1 protein-coding gene and 2 pseudogenes are annotated in these 21,937 nt (G+C 67.3%); all 3 read left to right on the top strand.

Annotated elements, in window-relative coordinates; genetic code table 11:
- Positions 1 to 153: 153 nt before the first annotated feature.
- Positions 154 to 246 (top strand): annotated as a pseudogene (locus IPK20_22740) (calcium-binding protein).
- 900 nt (positions 247 to 1,146) lie between these two features.
- Positions 1,147 to 2,148 (top strand): annotated as a pseudogene (locus tag IPK20_22735) (LamG domain-containing protein).
- Positions 2,149 to 2,842: 694 nt separating this feature from the next.
- Entirely contained in the window at positions 2,843 to 21,892 is a 19,050-nt protein-coding gene (locus tag IPK20_22730; GenBank protein ID MBK8019205.1) for an FG-GAP repeat protein, read from the top strand.
- Positions 21,893 to 21,937: the final 45 nt, after the last annotated feature.

The raw sequence follows: 21,937 nt of genomic DNA, 5'->3' as shown, positions 1-21,937 counted from the left end.
GAGGGACTGGAAGCGGGCAAGGACTACTTCCTGCGCGTGTTCTCGCCCAACGGCATCCCGACCACCTACGAATTCACGGTCGATCTGGGGACCGAGGGCACGTCCACGGTCATCGACTTCACCAACAAGCCACAGGTCGTGCGGCGCGACGTGATTCTCGGCGGGACCGGCAACGACATCCTGCAGGGCGGATCGGGCGAGGACTGGATCTTCGGCGGCGCCGGCAACGACGTGCTGAACGGCGGCCTCGACCGCCAGGCGGAAGACCTGCTCTTCGGCAACGAAGGCGACGACACCTTCCAGCTCATCCCCGACGGCTCCGCACTGCTGAAGAACGGCCAGGAAAGCCTGCAGACGCTGACCGACTACTTCGACGGCGGCACGGGCGACGACCGCGTGCTGTTCCTGGGCGGCGATACGGATCAGCTGGGCCGGCCGGTCAACGATACGGTCGCCATCCGTTACGACATCTTCCTGCACCGCTACGAATTCACGGCGCTGCAGTGGGACACGGCCAACCAGGAATTCGTCACCGATCAGTCCGTGGTGAAGGCAGGCAAGCAGGGGCCGCTGAACGGCAAGCTCTCCGCCGACGCCCACTTCCGGCTGCTGGTGCCGGGCGCCACGCAACTGGTGAATGTCACGTTGCAGAAGGCGCAGACCGACAGCAACGGCACCATCACTGATCTGGGCGAGGATCTCGCCAACGCGATCAACGAGGCGCTCTCGCTCGCCGGTATCGAGTCGACCGTTACGGTGGAGTTTCCCGGCGGCGTGCTGACGCTCTCCGCGAACGGTCCGGGGCTGGAGCTTCGCGTCGACGATCCCGCCGACACCGCCGTCACCGAACTGGGCTTCTCCCCGTTGTCCGTGGGCTCGGCCAAGTACGAGCAGCTCTATTCCTACTACCGGACCGTGAATGTCGAGCGCCAGGTCATCGACACCCGCGCGGGCGACGACGTCGTGCACGCCGATCCGGAGTTCAAGTTCCCGAACCGGACGGAGGAATGGGGCATCAAGGAGGGCAACCAGGAAGCGCGCGCGGAACTGGTGAACCTGGAGATCCGCGGCGGTGCGGGCAACGACCGCCTCTATGGCGGTGCGTACGACGACACCATCGACGGCGGGGAAGGCGCCGACATCGTCATGGGCTATGGCGGCGACGACACCATCACCGGCGGCTCCGGCGGCGACCTGCTCGCGGGCGACTTCGTCCTCAACCCGGACGCCTACGAGTTCCAGACACGCAACGGCTTCTCCAGCCGGAACGACGTGGTCGCCTACGCGGCCCAGCTTCCCGACGTGCGCCAGGGCAGCATCATCGACGGCCTCAACTTCCACCTGGGCGACGAAGGCGACTGGTACATCCTCAGTGCGCCGGAAGCGATCCGCCAGTTCGGCCTTTCGCCGGGCGCCGTGCTCACGGCCGACATGATCGAAGTGGTCAAGGTGAACGTGATCGACTCGATCGTCACGGAGGACGACGACGTCAAGCTGCAGGCATACCTCTTCCCGGCCGAGGATACCGATCCCACCGGTGCCGTGTCGCTGGTGCCGCGCGAACGTTTCTCGGGGACTCCGGAGTACTACCTCCTGCACGTCACCAAGGACGTCAAGGCGGACGAGGCGCTGGCGGGCCGCTCGCTCACGTTCGACGGCGAGAACATCCCCGGCGACGATGCCGACTACGTGAACATGGGCAGCAATGCCGCGCTCAAGCTCACGGCGCAGGGCACGATCGAGGCGTGGATCAATCCCGCCGGTCCCGGATCGAACACGTCCGGCCAGGGCGGCATCATCGTCAACCGGGAAGGCGAATACGAGATCGCCCGGTTCAGCGACGGCACGATCCGCTGGGCGTTCTCGAACGCCAACCCCGGCTGGGCCTGGATCGACACGGGTGTCGTGGCCGAGGAAGGCGAGTGGACCCACATCGCGATCGTCTACGACCGCGGCACGATCCAGACGTACAAGAACGGCGTGCTGGCGCACACCTACACCGGCTCGGGAAGCATCGGCGACTTCACGACCGGCCAGAACGATTTCCGCATCGGCGGCCGGCAGTCCATTCCCACCGGCCAGAACTTCGACGGGAGCATCGACGAAGTGCGCGTGTGGAACACCGCGCGCACGGCCGAGGAAGTGCAGCGCAACTTCAACCGGGTCCTCACCGGCGACGAATCCGGCCTGCAGGGCTACTGGCGTTTCGAGGAAGTCGCCGACGGCGATCCCGCCACGACAGGCAACCAGGTGCTGGATTCCACGCGCAACCGCATCAACGGGACGCTCCTGGCCGCCAACAATCCGGGCTTCGGCTTCGGCCTGGACGGTTCCGGCAAGGCGCTCATCACGGACTTCGGCGTCGGCCAGTACCGCATCAAGTTCAAGGAACCGCTGGGCGATACCACGCTGGTGTCGGCCGACGAGGCCACCAAGGAATTCTCCAGCATCGAATTGCTGGGCCAGCCCGTCTTCATCGACCTGGGCGACATCAACGGCGACGGGTATGACGATGCGGTGGTGTCGATACGCGATGCCGCCAGCTCGACGGACAGCAGCTACGCCCGCCTCGCCTTCGGCACGGCCACCGGTCTCGATCCCGATCTGTACGGGTCGCCCATCACGTTGAGTCTGCCTTCGCCCATCCTGTCGACCACGGCCGGCAACAAGGCCGAGATCAGGGGCGTCGGTGACGTCGACGGCGACGGCATCGACGATATCGCCGTGGCGGTCACGAAGCGTCGCGCGAATCCCATCACCGGCGCCGCCGAGGCGACAGAAGATCAAGGCGTCTACGTCGTGTTCGGCCGCCGCGACTGGCGCCAGCAGAACGTGGAGGCGGATGCCGGGCCTCGTGGGCGAGTACTACTCGCTGCCGGTGTCGATGCGTCCGGGCGGATTCGTGCCGCCGCTCCTGTCCAACATCGCGTTCGACAACCTCACGCCCGTGCACACGCGGGTGGATGCGCAGGTCGACGTTCCCAACAGCGGCGGCCCCGGTTTCAACGGATTCTCGGATCTCACCGACTACTTCGCCGCGCGCTGGACCGGCCAGATCAGGATCGAGACGGCCGGCGAATACACGTTCACGCTGGGCTCCGACGACGGTTCCCGTCTGTTCATCGACGGCAAGCTCGTCATCAACCACGATGGCCTGCACGGGTACTCCGACCGGAGCGGGTCGGTCACGCTCTCCGCGGGCTTCCACGACATCCGCGTCGAGATGTTCGAGTACGGCGGCTTCGCCGGTGTGCGGCTCGACTGGGATCCGCCCGGAACGGTGGCCGGCAGGGAAGTCGTACCGTCGTCCGTCCTGTTCCGCGACGCACGGGACGTGCTGTCGCTCACGACCGACCGCGACGTCTTCATCCCCTACGCCGGCACCGGCGCGGTCACCCTCGCCGCGGCGGGCAACGTGACGTCGAAATCGGGCAACGGTCTCCTGGCCGAGTACTACGATCTGGCCGAGACCTCCAATCTCGCAACGCTTCCCAGCAGCTTCGCTTCCGGTTCGTTCCTGCTGAACGCTGCCGCCGGCGCGGAGAGCGCGACGCGGATCGTCCTCACCGGCCTGGCCGCGCACGATTCCATCGATCTTTCGTTCCTGCTGGCGCTGGTCGACGGCTGGGGCGGTGTTGGAGGCGCGGATCGCTTCACCGTGCGCGTCGACGGTGTCGATGTCTTCTCGGAGGACATGTTTGCCGAAGGCGGGACGGGCTATGCGCCGGGCACGGGTGTCCTGCTCGATCAGGGCTCGCTCGGATTCGGCGCGGGCCGGGACCGCCTGCTGGACATGGGGCGCGAGGCGGCGCTGCGCAATATCGCGCATACCGGCGATACGCTCACCATCGAGCTCTTCGCCAGTGGCGACGGCTATCACGTGGGGGCAACCGAGTCCTTCGCCATCGACAACGTCGTCGTCACCCTGCACGACTCCGTCTCGGGTGCCGTCCAGCTCGCGGCGGCCTCGGGTTTCGAGGAAGGCGTGCCGCTGTGGATCGAAGGGGGGGCGATCGTCGACGTGGCGGGCTTCGGTCCCGTCGAGCGCCGCATCGACATGTCGTCGGCGGATTCGATCTTCTACCACTTCGCGAACACGGGCTCCGGGCTGGACGGAATCGCCTCGCTGGGCACCAAGTTCGCCGTGCGCTGGACCGGCCAGTTCCTGGCGACGACGGCAGGCACCTACACGTTCGAATCCCACTCGTCCGACGGCGCGCGGCTCATCATCGATGGCAGGGTGGTCATCGGTGCGGATGGCTCGGCGGCAAGCGGCCTGCATGGGATCGAGGGCACACAGGCGACGGTCGATCTCGCGGCAGGCGTGCACCAGTTTTCCTACGAGCTGTTCTCCAGCGATCCGTCGAACGACACGTTCAAGGGCGCCGCCATCCTGGTCGATCTGCCCGGCGGCGCGCCGGATGAATTCCAGTTCCTCACCGGCAATCAGGTGAGCCGCGGCGATGCCTCCTCGACGAGTTCGGCCCAGGCGGCCGACCTGCTGTTCTCCTTCGGCGGCAGCCAGCAGCTGCTGGGAGGGCGTTCCCGTGCCGAGTGGCTCATCGATACCGGCAGCACGTTCACGTTCGACGGCGCGCGCGGAACCGGCCTCGGCGATCAGACCGGGGACGGCATCGAGGACTTCGCCACCGTGACCGGGTCCAGCGGCGGCAGCCTGATGATCCGCCAGGGAACCAGCGGCATCGGCGAGCCGGTGCTCGCGGCCACGATCCAGAACATCGGGGCAGCCACGACCGTCCGCACGGTCGGCGACGTGGACGGCGACGGCAAGACCGACTTCATTCTCGACCGCACCAACGACGACATCCTGGTGTTCGGCGGTTCGTTCACCGGGACGGTGACCCTTGGCTCCCTCCTCGGCGACGACAGCGCGCTGCAGCTCGACAACATCGGGCTGCGGGGTGTGGGCGATTTCGACGGCGATGGCCGCGACGATCTCGCGGCCGCCGTGATGGTGCACAGCACGCGTCTCAACGAGGTCGCCTCGCTCGATCACCAGGTGGTGCAGCTGTTCCTCTCCGGACCGAGCCGGGCCGCACTGAAGGCAAGGCTCGAGATTCCCGGCGGTGTCGCCGTTCCGGATCTCCAGTTCGAACCCGGACGCGCCACGTACTCGACGGCCGGAACGGTGGCCTCGCAACCGTTGCTGTTCGGCGGTGCCGATGTCGTGAATGTCGATGGCGTCAACTACACCCGCCTCGCGATCGCGGGCCCGGGCGGCGATTCGCTGCGTCTGTTCGTGGGCACGGACCTCGGCGAACCCACGCCCGCGGATCAGGGCGAAATCCTGTCGAGGCTGCCGGCCAAACCTTACGTGTTCCAGCTCGCGACACCTCTGCCGCCGTCCACGGGCCCGCGGGAAATTCCGGGGGTCGATCTGGCCAACCAGTCTTCTCCGCAGATGCGCGATGCGTTCGCCCTCGCCGGCGACCTCGAGAACGAAGGTCTGTCGCGCGCCGTGCACCTGACCGACTTCAATGGCGACCGCACGGAGGACCTGCTGCTGACCGGGACGGAAGGCAGCTACGTCCTGCTCGGGCCGGTCGAGATCGGCTCCATCGACAACGTGATCGATCTGGCCGACGTGTTCATCGATGCGGACGTGGGTCGCGCGGCCGATCGCATGGGCGACATCAACGGCGACGGCCACACGGACCTGCTGTTCATCCGCGAGGCGGACGACCACAACTCGTCCGTGGTCACGGCCATTCTCGGCGGACTCGCCGACGGCATCCAGCTGCCACGGGTGATCGACCGGGCGTACGTCGATTTCCTGGTCACGCAAAGCGGACAGAACCGGGTCCGCCAGCTCACGCTGTCGTCGCCTGGTGCAAGCGCGACGACCACGCTCAATGTCGCGTTTGCCGCGGCGGACTCGTCGTTCTCCGTGCTCAACTGGAACGACGACGGCTATGCCGACATCCTCCTGGGTGCGAGCAGCCGGATCGGTCCCGACACGGCAGGCTACGTGCTGTCCGGCCGTTCCATGTGGAGCGCCGACGACGCGCCGAAGACCTCGTGGAGCGTGGGCGCCTTGACGCGCTTCGCGTATGCAGTGCCTTCCACGAGCGCCGTGAAGGCCGAAGCGCAGGCGATCCTGAACGATGGGGGCGGCACGGGTTCGCTGTCCGCTTCCGCCGCATCGCAGTCGATCCTCGACCTGACCGTGGCCGGCGACGTGAACGGCGATGGTCGCGACGACGTGCTGATCGCGGACAGAGGCGCGATCGTGTTCGGGACCACGGCCGGTGGCGGCGGCGAGGCAAGCATCACCGCCACGCATCCGAATTACGGCAAGGTGTTCCTCGCCGTGAATTCGACGACCTTCTCCGGCGGCAGCAACTCGACCATCAGCCTGGGTGGCAACGGGACGGCCGTGATCCAGGGCTTCGGCCTGGGCGCCTCGCTTTCCGCACTCGGTGATCTCAACGACGACGGCTACGACGACATCGCCATCGGGCGCTCGTTCGAGGGCCGCAAGACCGGAAGCGCCGATCCCAACGAGGAAGGCGGCCTGTTCGTCTTCGCCGGCCGGGAGGATTTCACCGGCGTCTCGACCGTCAAGCGTTATGCGCCCGAGGACGCGATGATCACGGTCCGCCGCGATCTCGCGACGAACATTCCGGCAGGCGTGACCTACGAAGGCGCCCTCGTGGCCACGGCCGGCGACTTCAACGGCGACGGCCTCGCCGACCTGGTGGTGGGCGAACCGTCGCGTCAGACGTTCGCGACCGGAACGCGCACGCTGCTCGATCAGAGCGAGCGCGGTGCGGCCTATGTGTTCTTCTCTGCCATGAACAAGGGCGGGACGCTGGTGCTCACGGCGGCCGACAGCACGCTGGTCGGCGAATCCGAGTTCGACCGGCTGGGCTCGCTCGCCGCCGTTCCGTTCCTCGACGTGAACGGCGACGGCCGGGACGACCTCATGGTCGGCGCCTCGGGGGCCGACTTCGTGACGGAGCGGGTCGTTCCGGGCGGCGGCAAGGTGTACTTTGCCTACGGCACCTCCACTCCGCCGGACCTGCCGAGCGACGACGTCATCATCGATCTCACCAACGAGACCGTTCCCGGCAGCGGCGACTTCCTCATCGACGACGGCTCCGGCCGTGCGATCGTGTTCCAGAGCCTGGACATCGACGGCGACGGACAGGACGACTTCGTGCTGCAGAAGGGCGAGACGGAACGCTGGTACCGGTTCACCACACTCGGCGACGGCCAGACGGGCAACGCCATCCGTGTGAGTCCCGGCATGGTGGACACGTTCATCGCCGCCGTTCCGCGCGGCACGACGGCCACCGTCGCCAGGCCCACCACCGTGGGGACCGGTTCGCTCGTGTCGCGCGCCTCGGTCGACTCCGCCGTCGGCAGCCTGTTCGTGGCGGATGCCTTCACCCAGACGGGCCGCGTCGATTCGTGGTCCTTCGTCACGGGCAACTTCGGCGATACCTCGGCACAGCGTTCCGTCACGCCGATCATCTACAAGCTCCGGTCGGACGGCACGTACGAGATCACCGGCATCGGCAAGACCCAGACCGTGGGCGCCAACAAGACGCTCTCGTTCAAGTTCGACGTTCAGTCCGGGTCCGACGCAGTGGGGGCCGGCTACTTCCTCGGCTGGAAGGACGGCTCGTCCAGCGCCGACAACGCGGGTGTCATCGCTTTCAATTCAGGCAACGATGTCGACGGTGCCGCCCGCAACGTCCAGTGGCTCGGGTCCAACAAGGCCGCGGGCAACGCGGTCCACGCGGGCAGCACGCTGCTGGCGGGCCAGACGTTCCGGCGCGCCTACTCGGTTCAGGCCGTCGTCTCCACCGGCACGGTGCTCGAGTTCGACCTGGGCCAGTTCCTGGCCTACGCCGGAGATCCGTCCGAAATCGCCGGAGCGTCGCTGGTGCTCGACGCGCAGGGGTCTGTCACGAGCGTCCCGGCACCCACCAACGTCCAGAACGTCACGCGCTCGGGCAGCCTCGTCTACTTCACCGGCAGCACGGTGTCCGATCCCCGGACGCAGCTGTGGGTGACGGACGGAACCCTGGCGGGGACGAAGCAGGTCGCCATCATGGACCCGTCGGATACCACCGCCGCGCAGGGCTTCGGAGCCGCCAATCTCACCGATGTGGGCGGCACGCTCTACTTCACGGCGAACGCATCCGTGGGAACGCAGCTGTGGAAGGCCGTCCGCCAGGCCGACGGCAGCATCGTCACCACCAGACTCGGCGAGATTCCCGGCGATCCCCGCGAATTCACCGCCGTGCTGGGCCAGGCACGCGCCACGACCACGTCGGCGCCGCAGGATGGTGTGCCCAACGTGGACGCTGTGTTCACCCTGGAACTGCAGAAGGCCACGGGCGAGCGCTACAGCGTCGACGTGACGGTGCCCAAGGCCGCCTACGTGGGGAACACCAGCATCAACGACCTGCGAGTGGATGTCCGCGACGCAGTCGCAACGGCGCTCGCGAGCAGCGCACTCTCCGGCTCGGGAATCAGCACATCCGACATCGTGGTCGAGGTCGACAGCTCCGGCGCCACGCCGCAGCTGCGACTCCGGTCCGCGGTCTCCCAGATCGTCCAGATCGCGCTGCGCAATGCCGAGGAAATCGGCTTCGCGACGTTCGCTTCCACGTCGTCCGAGACTCGCATCACGGCGACAGCCAATGTGCCGAACGGTTCAACGGTGACCGCGCCGCTGACGTTCAACATCGCCGTGTCGCTGGTGGGCGAGACGTCCGCCGCCAACATCACGCTGGTGCTCCAGCCGGCGCAGCTGAACGACAACGGCACCAGCACGGCGGCCTGGGTGCAGGATCTCAATGCGGCGCTCGCCCCGTTCAACGAATCCCTCGGTCTTGGCGCGAGCTCCATCCGCTTCGCCGAAGGGACGCTGGGCAACGTGGGCAGGCTCGTGCTCGTCTCCGATCACGAGTCCGTCTACAACATCGCTCTGAGCGGAGCCGGCGCGACCACCCTGGGCTTCGCGGGCGGAGCCAACGACAGCCGCGACGTCGTGCTGCGTTCGGACAGCGCGCCCGCCGGCGGGCGGCCGCTCATCGCGCCGACGATCACCGTACAGGCGGTGACGAGCGACGGGCGCACTGTCGATCTCGTATTGACGCTGCCCGACAACGCCACGCGCGGGAACGCCTCCCTGCCTGCCGGCTCGGCGGCCGTGACCGAACTGGCCAGCGATCTGCGGAACGTTCTCAATGCAGCGCTGACGGCCCAGGGTCTGGACGCCGGAAGCATTGCGGTGCAGGTGGCGGGCACGCAGCTCTCCCTCGTGGCTGCTCCGGGGTCTTCCAGCACCACCACGCCTTACGTCGTCAGCTTCACCGTCCGCAATGGCGCTCCCCTGGGGTTCACGGCCGATCAGGCCGCGGCACGCACCGGAGACGGACTGGTCTTCGTGAATGCCAGCGCCGCCGCGGGTGTGGGCGACGAGCTGTGGACCAGCGACGGCACCGTGGTCGGAACGCGGGTCATCTCAGGCTCGTCGGCCATCGACAGCATGGCGGAGCTCACCGCCGTCGGCGGCACCGTGTACTTCGCGGGCCGCGACACTCCCACCGGTCCTGCCTCCCTGTTCTCCTTCTCGCTCGGCTCCAGCGGGCTCGGCGTGTTCACCGGCACGGCCGATCCGGCGGATCTGGTCGTGGCGAGGCTGGCCAACGGCGCGGACGCGCTCTTCTTCACGCAGCGCGTGAGCGGTACCAGTGCCGATCGTGATGTCTACCGCGTGCGCGGCACCGCGCTGACGCGCATGAGCGATCTACCGGGCGCCACCTCCAATCCCAACGGGCTCACCCTGTTCAACGGGCGCCTGTACTTTGCGGCGGAGGACGCGCCGGCGGGCTCCACGCTTTCCACGGCGCTGCTGCAGGGACGCGAGCTCTGGAGCATCGATCCCAATGCGGCCGATACCTCCAGCCAGGACTTCGGCATCAACGTGGGCGTGCCGGACGTCGCGGCGCAGGTGATCACCATCAATCAGGGCGGTTTCTTCGGCATCTCCCTGCCGCCGATCCAGTTCACCGTTCCGGGCTCCGTGGCGAGCGGGGATCCCCGCCAGCTGCTGGCAAGTGACACCGGCCTCTACTTCCTCGCCAACGATTCCTCCACCGGCTACGAGCTGTGGCGGATGAACACGGGCGAGGCGGCTTCGCGGGTGATGGATCTGGTTCCGGGCGCCGGCAGCAGCACGATCACCCAGATGGCCGTGCTGGAAGGCACCGGCTTCAACCGCGTCGTCTTCGTGGCGAACGGTTCGATGTACGTGCTCGACGCGAACAACCCGGCCGCCGTGCCGGCGCTCCTGCCGAATGTGCCTGCGAACGCGACGAGCTTCCAGGTCATGGGCGGGCAGCTGTACTTCAGCGCGGGTGGCTCCCTCTGGTCCACCAACGGCACGAACGCGGGAACCCGCCGCTTCGACCAGGTTCCCGCACCGGCGATGAAGCTCACGGTGAGCGTGCTGGAAGGCGAGGGCGACGACAGCTACACGAGCGCCGACCTGCAGCGCAAGGCGATCTACACGACGAGCGGGAATCTCACCGGCGCCCAGACGGACTTCGACATCACCACGGCCGTTCGCGATGCGCTCGCCCGCGGCGACACGCGCCTCACCGTGCGTGTGGAGAACCTGGACGGTGCGGATCCCGTCACGTTGCGCCTGGCCGGCGGAAGCTCCGACGGCAAGACCGGCCTGCAGATCACCCCGCGCACCGAGGGTCTGCTTGCCGATCTGTACACCAAGGACGGCCAGCTCGTCGCGACGGGCCGTTCCATCATCGACATGCGGGCCCTGGAAGCCGGCGGGTACTACCTGCGCGTGTACAACGAGGAAGGGCCGGTCGCCGAGGATACGGGCTTCAAGATCGAGGTTGCACCTCCCATCTGGGGCTACGCCCATCCGTCCACCGACCGCGACTGGGTCTACGGCGGCGAGGGCGAAGATTTCGTCGTGGGCAATGCCGGCCTCGATCGCCTGCAGGGCGACAGCGGCAACGACTACTTCATCGGCGAGCAGATCGAGGTGCGCGACCTGGACGAGGACCGCGAGACCCGCGTCGATCCGGCGCTCGACCAGCGTTCCGAGCAGCCGCTCACGCCCTGGGTGGACGCGCTGATCGCCATCCAGGACGCCGGCCTGCGCGCCGCCATCGCCGATGCGCTGGGCCTGGCCGTCACCAAGCGTTACGACGGCGGCCTGCTGGTTCACGTCCAGAACGGTTCGGACCGCACGGAATTCACCGCCACGCAGGGCGCGGACTGGCAGCAGCGCATCTGGGCCAGCGATCTGGCCGAGATCGTGGGGCTCGACGCCTCTTCGCTGGGGATCACCACGCTTCAGGGGCTGGAGTTCGCGACCAACCTGCAATCGCTCAACCTTTCGAACAACAACCTGACCCTTGACGAGCTGCGCCGCCTGGAGGACCGCAAGTTCGGTGCGCTCTATGAAGGCACGGTGACCGACGACGTCAGCCTGGACACCGATCCGCTCGACGGTGTCGTCAAGGGCATCTACCGCGATGCCATCAACTTCAAGGCAGGGCTCGCGCAGCTCGAGCACCTCGCCCTGGATCTGAATCCGCGGATCCAGTCGCTCTCGTCCACGGTCGACAACGAACTCGACCCGGTCAAGGTGCTTGCCTCGTTGCGCAGCCTCTCCTTCGACGGCAACGCCGTCTCGGATCTCGCCGAGTTCGCCGACCTCACCTGGACCGTGGCCGGCGGCGGCACCCGTTCGCTCGAGTTCCTGTCGCTGGACACGGTACGCGCGAACGGCCTGCTGGCTCAGTACTGGAACAGCGGCCTGGGCTCGATCACGAGCCTCTCCCAGTTCAACCAGACGTACAACGCGACCAACGTGGCCTCGGTCCGTGTCGAATCCAACGTGGACATCGGCTCCACGACGGCGGCGTTCGCACCGGGCGTGGGGAGCGAACTCTTCTTCGCCCGGTGGACGGGCCAGATCTGGATCGGCGGGGACGGCCCGGTCACGTTCTACACGGAGAGCGACGACGGCTCGCGCCTGTTCATCGACGGCGTGCAGGTCGTGAACAACGATGGCGGCCATGCCATGACGGAGGCGGGTGGCACCCTCACCCTGAAGCGCGGCTGGCACGACCTGCGGCTGGATTATTTCGACGCGGGCGGTCCGGCGGGCGTGATCCTCAAGTACGACCCGGTCAACGGACCCAAGCAGGTCATCCCGCAGGCCGTGCTCATTCCCGACTCGTCCGCCTCGCTGTTCCAGCAGGGACTGCTGGCCCGGTTCTGGGATGTGGACTCCACCATCAACAATCTGGCCCAGTTCACGTCCGGCTTCAACAGCGGCAATGCCGACGTCGTCCGCATCGACGCGAACGTGAACAATCCGTCGACCCTCGGCGAATTCGCCGGAACGGGCATGTCCGACACGTTCTTTGCCCGCTGGACCGGGCAGATCTTCATCGACGCGAGCGGGACCACGCAGTTCTTCGTGAACAGCGACGACGGTTCGCGCCTGTTCATCGATGGGGCGCTGGTCGTCAACAACGATGGCCAGCATGCACCGTTCGAGGCGACCGGCAGCATCGGCCTCGCGGCGGGCTGGCACACGATACGTCTCGACTATTTCGAGAACGGCGGCGGTGCAGGGGTGGAACTGTCTTACCGGCTCCCGGGCGGAGCCAAGCAGATCGTTCCTTCGAGCAGGCTGCTGCCCGATCCGGTGCCCGCCTCGGTGCCGTCCGACGATGCTTCCGCGCTCGCGTCGCTCACCGACATCCGTGTGCTGAGTCTCAAGAACCACACGATCCAGGACGTCGAACCGTTCACGAAGCTTTCGACGGTGGAAGTGCTGCGCCTGGACAACAACACGATCCGCAGCATCGAGGATCTCGTCGGTCAGCGCGTGATCGACGATGGTGACACGGGAACCACGGGAACAGGTGCCAACGAGGTGCCGATCTTCCAGGCCCCGGGTTGGGACCGGAACCTGAATCCGGTCGCGGGTGCCTTCGAGCAGGACTACCGCTTCACCGGCAACGTCGACGAGACCAACGCGGCGATCTGGACCTTCGGCGATCTTCAGCCCGGCCAGTACCGCGTGGACGTGACCTGGCCGGCGGCGGACTCCCGCAGCGATGCGGTCACGTATTTCGTCCGCGGCACCAACACCGCCGAGGTGGTCTCGGGACTGTCGCTGTTCCGCGGAGGTCTCGCGCTCGACGCGGAAGATCCGGGTGCGGGCGGCGGCATGGTGATCATCGACACGACGACGGGATTCGTGACCGGCGACGACGGCAGTGCCGCGACATTCTTCGGTACGCCCTACACGGTTTCCGTAGTGAACGGCATGCTGACCTTCAACATCGCCGGCGACCTCGACATCCCCGACGACACGACGATCGTGATCCAGGGCCTGAGACCGTTGTCGCTGCAGGTCGGCGACGACGTCAACATCGGCACCAACGTGACGATCGATGCGAGCGCAAGCGGCACGATCGCCGGACCCGGCGGCGGCGCGGTTGCGGGTGTGGGCGCCGGAGGCACGGGCGGCGGTGGAGGCACGGGCGGCTCGGGCGGTGGCGGCGGTGCAGGAGGCGAAGGCGCCGAGTTCCTGTTCTTCAGCTTCCATCAGGGCACGCCCGGAGGTGCGGGCGGCACGGGCAACTACGGCAACATCGGTTCCCTGGGCTCCCAAGGAGGCACGGGCGGCACGGGCTCCGGCGGCTACGGCAACGTGGCGGGCGGCGGTGCGGGCGGTACGGGCGGTTCCGGTGGCTACGCGCCTTTCCTTTGGTTCCAGGTGGGCGGATTCGGTGGAGGGCAGGTGTCCGGCGGTGGCGGTGGCGGAATCAGCGCCAACGGCCAGGCGGGCACACCGGGCCAGAACGGCTTCGGTGGAGCGGATGGATTCACCGGCAACGCCGGCGCAGGCGGCAACAACAATGTGAACGGGCTGGGCATCAGCGGCGGTGGCGCAGGCGGCAGCGGCGGCGGGGGCGGCGGTGGCGCGGGCGGCGGTGGCGGTGGCGGCGCGGGTGGCGGTGGCGGCGGTGGTGGCGGCAATACTTCCCTCGTGTTCGCCACCGGCGGAGACGGCGGAAACGGCGGCACCGGGGGCGCCGGCGGCAGCGGCGGGTCTGGCGGGCGCGGAGGGCTGGGCGGCGTCGGCGGCGCCGGCGGCGGTGCCTTCGAGATCGTGGCGAACGGCCGCATCCTCGTCGATGGAGCGCAATTCGATGCCACGGGCGGCAACGGCAGTGCCGGTTCCGGCGGCGCGGACGGCAACGGCGGCCTGACCGGCTTCAATGGCACCAATGGTGCGAACGGCGGTGCCGGATCCATCTTCAGTGGCGCGGGTGGCAAGGGCGGCGCGGGTGGCAAGGGCGGCACCGGCGGAGAAGGCGGGGACGGCGGGCTGGGCGGGCTGGGCGGCGGCGGTGCCGGTGGCACGGTCAAGCTGTACGGCTCGGTCGTCAATTCCAACGACGGCTTCGTGAACACGAGCGGCGGCACGGGCGGCAGCACCGGCCAGACGGGCCGCTTCATCCTCGGTTCCAACGCAGGCACCTTCGAGTACTACGAGGCCACGGATCTCGGCGGTGGCGCGGTCTCCATCGAGCCGCGGGTCACCGCTGACATCGAGACCTACACGGGCTCGCGGACAGCCAACCCGTTCGTGAAGGGCGGCACCACGCTCACGCCGTATCTGCCGGCCCTCCAGGGCGGTGCAGCGGTGGGTGGTCTGCTTCCGTTCCTTTCCACGGAACTGTTCGACACGGCGTTCCTCTCGGCGGCGCCGGGCGATGCCGCCATGGCCGTGGTGCGGGTGGACGCCGGCATCCTGGGCGTCTCCGACGATTTCGCCGGCTTCGACCTGGTGCTGTTCGCAAATCTGACCGACGAAACGATCGCCGCGCCCAAGCTGGGTGCCGGAGAACTGGGCTATCAGACGGAACTGCTGAAGGCGGGATTCGCCACCAAGACCCAGTTCGGCGGCAGCGGAGCGGAGATTCTCGCCAACCTGGAAGCCTACGGCGTGTACGCGACGCTGATTCCGGAGTCGACGCAAGCGTTCACGGCGAGCGGCAACGTCGGCGCCGTGAATTACCTGGGCAAGGCCGTGACGCTGAACGACGGCGACACCATGTTCATCCGGCCGCCGGGGCTCGTCGTCACGGTGGATCAGACGCAGGCGCCGCAGGCCGACGACACGATGGGCGGACGTCCGTGGCAGACGCTCGGCACGGTGAACGTGACTGCCGATCCCACGGCCACCGACGGTCTGCGCGTCCAGGTGGTCCTGAGCGACGCGGCCGGTCTGGCGGCCGCGGACGCGGTGCGACTGGTGCGAGTCGATTCCTTCATGCCCTCCCTTTCGGTATTGGGGCTGGAGGGCAATCCGCTCGACAACCGGGCGCACGACGACTTCATTCCGCTGCTCGATACGATCGCGGCGAACGAGGACATTCCTGCGCCGTTGCCGAAGGTGACGGACGGCAAGCTGGCCGAGGACCTGTCGTACCAGATGCGCGTCGACCAGCCGGGCGACGTGCGCACGACCGTCTCGATCAACCTGCTCGCGGCAGTGACCGCGGACAACACGGATCTGGCGGATCTCGTCGAGGACCTCAATGCGGCCTTGCGTGTCGGTCTCGACAACGCCGGCTTTGCCGACGACGCGATCGAGTTCACGGTGGTGAACGGGCGTCTGGGACTGGATATCAACGACAGCTCCATTCTCGACAACCTCGGCACGCAACTGCGCATCCTCGCGACCCGTCTGGGTGTGGATCCCGCAGGCTCGCCGCCCGCGGATGGACAGCTGACCGAGGATCTCGATGCGCGCATCGTCATCAGCACGGCGGACAGCAGCATCCGCTGGATGACGCTCAGCCTCACGACGGCGCAAACGGCCGCCAACACGAGTCTTGCGGACCTGGTCGCCGACCTCAATGCCGCTCTGGACGGTGAACTCGCCGGCATCGGCTACGCAGCCGGCAGCATGCGGTTCGTGATCGACGGCGACCGGCTCACGCTGGACATCACCACGAACACGATCGCCAATGCGACGATCTACGCGGCACAGCCGCTGGGCTTCCTCGAGCGGCAGACCGAAGGCGTGGACGTGCTGTACGACGCCAACGATGCACCCACGATCGGGGCCGTCCTGCCTCAGGGCGGAGCGCCGTCGGCCGTTCGCCTGGACGGCATCAACGACCTCGTCCTGGTCCCCCACAGCGCGACCGTGTCTCCCGGCCGTCAACTCACGCTCGAGACGTGGTTCAAGGTCGAGGCCTTCACCAACACCTGGATGCCGCTCATCCAGAAAAATGGCGGCAGCGTCAACACGCGCTCGTACACCCTGTGGGTCAACAACACGGGGTATCTGCACTTCACGTCGTCCGATGGGACGGTGCAGTACTGGGTGAACACGCCCACCGGATCCATCAAGGCCGGGCAGTCCTATCATTTCGCCGGCGTGATCGACCGTGACACGGGCGAGATGTCGGTCTATCTGAACGGCGAACTCGTCGGCAAGGCAGGCATCGCCTCGACCAATCCGGTCGTCACTCCCGCCGCTCTGCTCTTTGGCGCCACGCTGGAGAGCGACGCGAGCTACGGGGCCTTCCGCGGGACGATCGAGGAAGTGCGCCTGTGGAATGTCGCCCGGACGCAGCAGCAGATCCAGGCCGCCATGTACGCCCTGACGGAAGTGGCGCCCTCGGGCCTGAACGGGTGGTGGAACTTCATGGAGCCCGCCGGCACGACGGTCAGGGACTCCAGCGGCAACAACAACACCGGCACGCTGGTGAACGGGGTCACGCGAACCACTTCACCCGTGCACGTGAACATCGACGACACGCCGGGCGATCCGTTGAGCCTGGTCCTGGCACCTGCGCCGCTCGTCGTCGCCACTCTGAACGGCACGGACATCACGCTGGGCCGTTCGACGCTGCCGGGTCAACCGGGCACGGAGTCCGTGGTGGTGACGGTGCGCGACGGCACGGGCGCCCTGGGCGACAGCCGCGGCCGCAGCGCTTCGGTGGTCGTGGACTACACGCCCACTCAGAACGCCATCTACGGCACCAAGTACGACGACCGCAACGGCAACGGCGTACGCGATGCGGGAGAGGCGGGGATCGACGGTGTCTTCTTCTTCCTCGACGCGAACGGCAACCTGCGCTACGACGACGGCGAGAAGTTCACCTATTCCGATGCCAACGGCGACTACGCGTTCCGCAGCATCGGCGATGCCGAGCCGGTGCCGGCGATCGTCACCGCGCCTTCGACGACGAACGTCCGCGGCGGCACGGGCGTCACGACCACGACGGTGGACAGCAACCCCAGTTCCAACCTGTGGTTCAGCAACGTGAACATGAGGCGGACGGTCACGACAACGACGACCAGTGCCGCGCTGTCCTTCAATCTCAGCGGACGCTCGCTCGGGTCCATCACGCTGTCCGCCAGCATGGCGTCCAACAACGCCACCATGGACGATCTGGTGAACGACATCGCGTCGTTGTTCGCGAACGCGGGTCTGAGCAGCGACATCGCCGTCGGGCGCACGGGCAACCAGCTCACGTTCCGATCGCTCGCCGCGGGCGCCGATCAGGTGCTGGGTGTGACGGCGGTCACGCGGACCGTGGTGGTGCGCGACGTCTATACGCGCGGATTCACCGGCTTCCTCGGCACGTCGATCTCCAGCTTCGCCCTGCAGAGTTCCGGCGTCGTGTCCGACCAGACATCGAATGGCGGCATGGGCTTCCCGGCAGGCGTCACGCAGGGTGCCGGCGCCGATGCGTCCTTCCTGGTCGTGGAAGTTCCGCAAGGCGGCTGGGAACCCACGGGCGAGACGGGCTTCGACGGCTTCGGTGTCGTGGGCATCGATGTCGTGAGCCTCACGACGGACGGCGAAGTGAGCCTCGGACAGGATATCGGCAATCGCCAGACTGTCGAATTGCAGGTGCTGGGGAACCGTGACGGTGTCGAAGGCCAGACGATGCAGTTCTCGGGCGTGGCGAAGGACCCGGCCGGAGGCGAGAGCTACGTGACCTTGTGGTCGCTCGTGGATCCCGCCGGCACGACCATCGCGCAGGGCGAAGGTGAAACCTTCGGCTTCACCCCGGCCGACGAAGGCGTGTACCAGCTCTACCTCTACGCCTATCGCGACGTGAGCGGGGAGCAGCAGGTGCGGGTGGCCGCGAACGAGCGGCAGCTCGTGCAGGTCGGCTATCCCGAGATCGTGAACGTCCGGGTCACCAACGTGGCTCCGGTCCTCGAAGCGGGAGCAGATCGTTCGCTGACCGAAGGGGTCGCGTTGACGCTGGCGGGAGTCACGCTCAGCGATCCGGGAGCGGGCGATGCGCTCACCATCGACATCGAATGGGGCGACACGACGGTGGAGAGCGCCTTCGTGCTGCCCGGCGAATCGGTGGAGGCGGTGCTTGCGGGCCTGCGTCACGTCTACGCGGATGACGGCAAGTACCGCGTGGGCATCACGGTTCTGGACGATGACGGAGGCCGTGCCCGCGACACGTTCGTGGTCGAGGTCGGCAACGTCGCGCCGACGGTCTCGGCAGGCGAGGATCGCACGGCGTTCGAGGGCACCTTCGTGTTCCTCGAAGGCTTCAGCAGTCAGAACCAGCAGGATCCCGGGGCGTTCTTCGTCGATCTCGGCACGGCGGACGGGCATACCGCCACCGTCGACTGGGGCGACGGCGTGATCGAGGAGATCGGCCTCTTCGAGGAGCCGTTCGGCCCGCCCGGAAGCGAAGGCGGCATGAGCGGAAGCCTGTTCGGTTCGCACATGTACGGTGCCGACGGAACCTACACCGTGACGATCTCCGTCACGGACGACGACGGCGGCACGGGCAGCGATTCCTTCGTGCTCACGGTGGTCGGTTCGGCACCGGAATTCCTGAGCGAAGGGCCGGGTGAAGTCGTCGCCGTCGAGGGCCTGGCCGTCGCGCTGCAGCAGTTCGAGATCGGGTTCTTCGACACCGGCTTCGCCGACGACTACTTCGTCACGGCCGATTGGGGCGATGGCACCGTCGAGGAGATTCCGTTCGATCTCTTCCGGCAATTCCCCGGCGAGGAAGCCCAGCCCGGTGCCACCGGGTTCCTGCGCGGCAGCCACGTCTACGCGGACGAAGGCAAGTACGAGGTCGTGCTGACCGTGAGCGATGGCGAAGACAGCGACACGCTGTCTTTCGCAGTGACTGCGCTCAACGCACTACCCGTGCTGGAGGAGACGAAGGACCAGAGCGCGGACGAAGGCGCGGTCTTCACGCTCGATCTTTCCTACAGCGACCCCGGTGTCACGGACACTCACCTCGCCTCTGTGGATTGGGGCGACGGTTCCGAGCCGGAAGGGATCGTTCTGGACACGGTGTCCGGCAATGGCGTGATACCGCTGTCCCACGTCTATGCGGACGAGGGCGCCTACAAGGTGGTCGTGCAGCTCGTCGACAACGACGGCAGCGGGACCGAAACGGCGTTCATGGTGAACGTGGCGAACGTCGCGCCTGTCGTCGATGCCGGGCCCGACCGTGAAAGCACGGAAGGCGGCACGGTGGAGATCCGCGTGCCGTTCAGCGACGCCGGTGTTCTCGATCCGGCGCAATCGGCCGGCTTCATCGACTGGGGCGACGGTTTCGGTGCCGAGGAAGCGCAGCTGATCGAGGAAGAAGGCATCTGGTACGTCGTGGGCCAGCACAAGTATTCGGACGACGGCGTGCGCACTGTCAGCATCACGGTGAAGGACAACACCGGCGACACCGGGTCCGATGCCTTCGAGCTGTCGGTGGTGAACGTCGCGCCGGAACTCACCGTCCACGGCCCCGAGTTCGTGGTTTCCGGCGAGCCCTACACACTGGAACTCGACTGGACCGACGCCGGTGCGGACAACGTCACTCAATGGATCGTGAACTGGGGCGACGGTGGCGAGCCTGTCACGGTGGAGGCGAATCCCGAAGGTCCGACGGTGCTGGTGCATATCTATCAGACGGATCGGACGCGCAGCGTGGACATCGTCGCCACGGCCATCGATGAAGACGGCGAGTGGACGGCCGAGACGTTGACGGTGGAAGTCCGGCCCGACCTGCTGTCCGTCGACAGCGTGCAGAGGACCGTCTCCGTATTCCATGTGCGGTTCGACCAGGCGATCGACGGGGCGTCCCTCAACCTCTACAGCGGACAGGGCGGCATGTTCGGCGCGGCCGACTTGACGGTGCTGGGCCCGCAGGGCCAGACGATCGCCGGATCCCTGTTCCGGGATGCCGACGGTCTGGGCGTGCAATTCGTCAAGACCGGCGCGCCGCTCGGCGATGGCGACTACGAGGTCGTCCTCAATGCCGGCGAAGGCGGATTCGTCGATCTGCTCGGACGTGCCCTGGACGGCAACGGAGACGGAATCGGCGGCGACAACGCTTCCTTCCACATCGTGGTGGAAACCGCCGCGCATCTCACCGTCTCCCTGCCCGACTTCATGCGCGGACCGGGACAATCCGTGGTGGTGCCCAACAGCACGGCACAGGACAGCAACCTCCTGCCGGTCTCGATCGCCCATGCCGATGGATTGCGGACCCTGATCTTCGAGGTCCTGTTCGACGCAGAAATGCTGGAACTCGGCGATCTCTCGTTCGCCAACGGTTTCGGCGGCGGCATCGACTGGATAGAGATCGAAGGCGGACGCCGGTTCTTCGTCAATTTCGAGCAGACGGTGCAGGGCAGCGCGACGCCGCTCAGGCTGGCGGCCTTCGTGCCCGACAACGTCGAATATGGCAGCGCGCAACGCATCGAGGTGCGAGTCCTGGAGGCGTTGGGCGCCGAGGAGCAATCGCTCGAAGCCACCGGCGACGATGCGGTACACCTGGCGGGCTACTTCCTCGACGGCAGCGCCAATGCCGGTTACAGCACGCTGGACGTGCAGCGTCTGCAGCGCGTGGTGGCCGGCATCGACACCGGGTTCGGCGCCTATCCGAACGTCGACCCCGTGATCGTCGGCGACCTCAACGCCAACGGGCAGCTGACCACGCTCGACGTCAACCGCTTCTACCAGTTCGTGCTGGGGCAGCAGCGCCGCGAGATTCCTGCGTTGCCCGAAGGCGCGGTGCCGTTCGTCCTGGACGGACCGACGCGGTCCGCCGCGCTGGGTGCCGATGTCTCCGCCACGCGCGGCCAGACCGTCACGGTGCCGGTGACCATCGACCAGACGCAGGGTCTGGAAAGCGTGCGGGCCAGGATCGTCTACGACCCCAGCGCACTGCAGTATGTGCAGGCCCGGCCGGCGCTGTCGGCCGACTTCCAGTGGAGGCTGGTACGCGACCACGCGATCGAAGGCGGCCTGCGCGCCATCGAGATCGACATCGCCCGCCTGAACCCGATGGGGGTGGGCGAGGGCAATCTGCTGGAGCTGGACTTCCGCGTGAAGGACGCCGCCCAGGCAGGAACGACGCAGGTCGATCTGCAACTGCTGTCGCTCAACGATGGGCGGCTGCAGCCTGCGGTCACGCCGCAGGTCGGTCCCGACGCCACGGACATGGTGATCACGGTGACGCTGCCGCAACCGGTGGTGCCGCCGGCGCCGGCGGTGGCGCCCGCGGCGGCCGTGCAGACGGTCGCACCGGAGATCGTGGCCGCGTTGCAGAGCAGCGCCCCGGCTCCCCTGGTGAATTGGAGCGCCAAGTTCGAGCAGCCGTCCAGCCAGTCCACCCCGATCACGCCCGTGCCGGTTGCGACGGACGACTGGAAGAACACGGCGTGGGCCAAGGACCTCACCACGAGATTGCAGCAGATCGACGACGCCGACGGTCCCGCCGCCACGCCGAAGACAAGTCTGCTGCGGTCGCTGCTCAAGGTGGTGACCAAGGCCGTACGCTGACGGGTCAACGGGAGGCCGCCGGCAGACCCCGCCGGTGGCTTCTCC

This window comes from Betaproteobacteria bacterium, from assembly GCA_016713305.1.
Lineage (GTDB): Bacteria > Pseudomonadota > Gammaproteobacteria > Burkholderiales.
The sequence above is the reverse complement of the archived record's forward strand: the minus strand, read 5'-3'. Positions and strand labels throughout refer to the sequence as shown.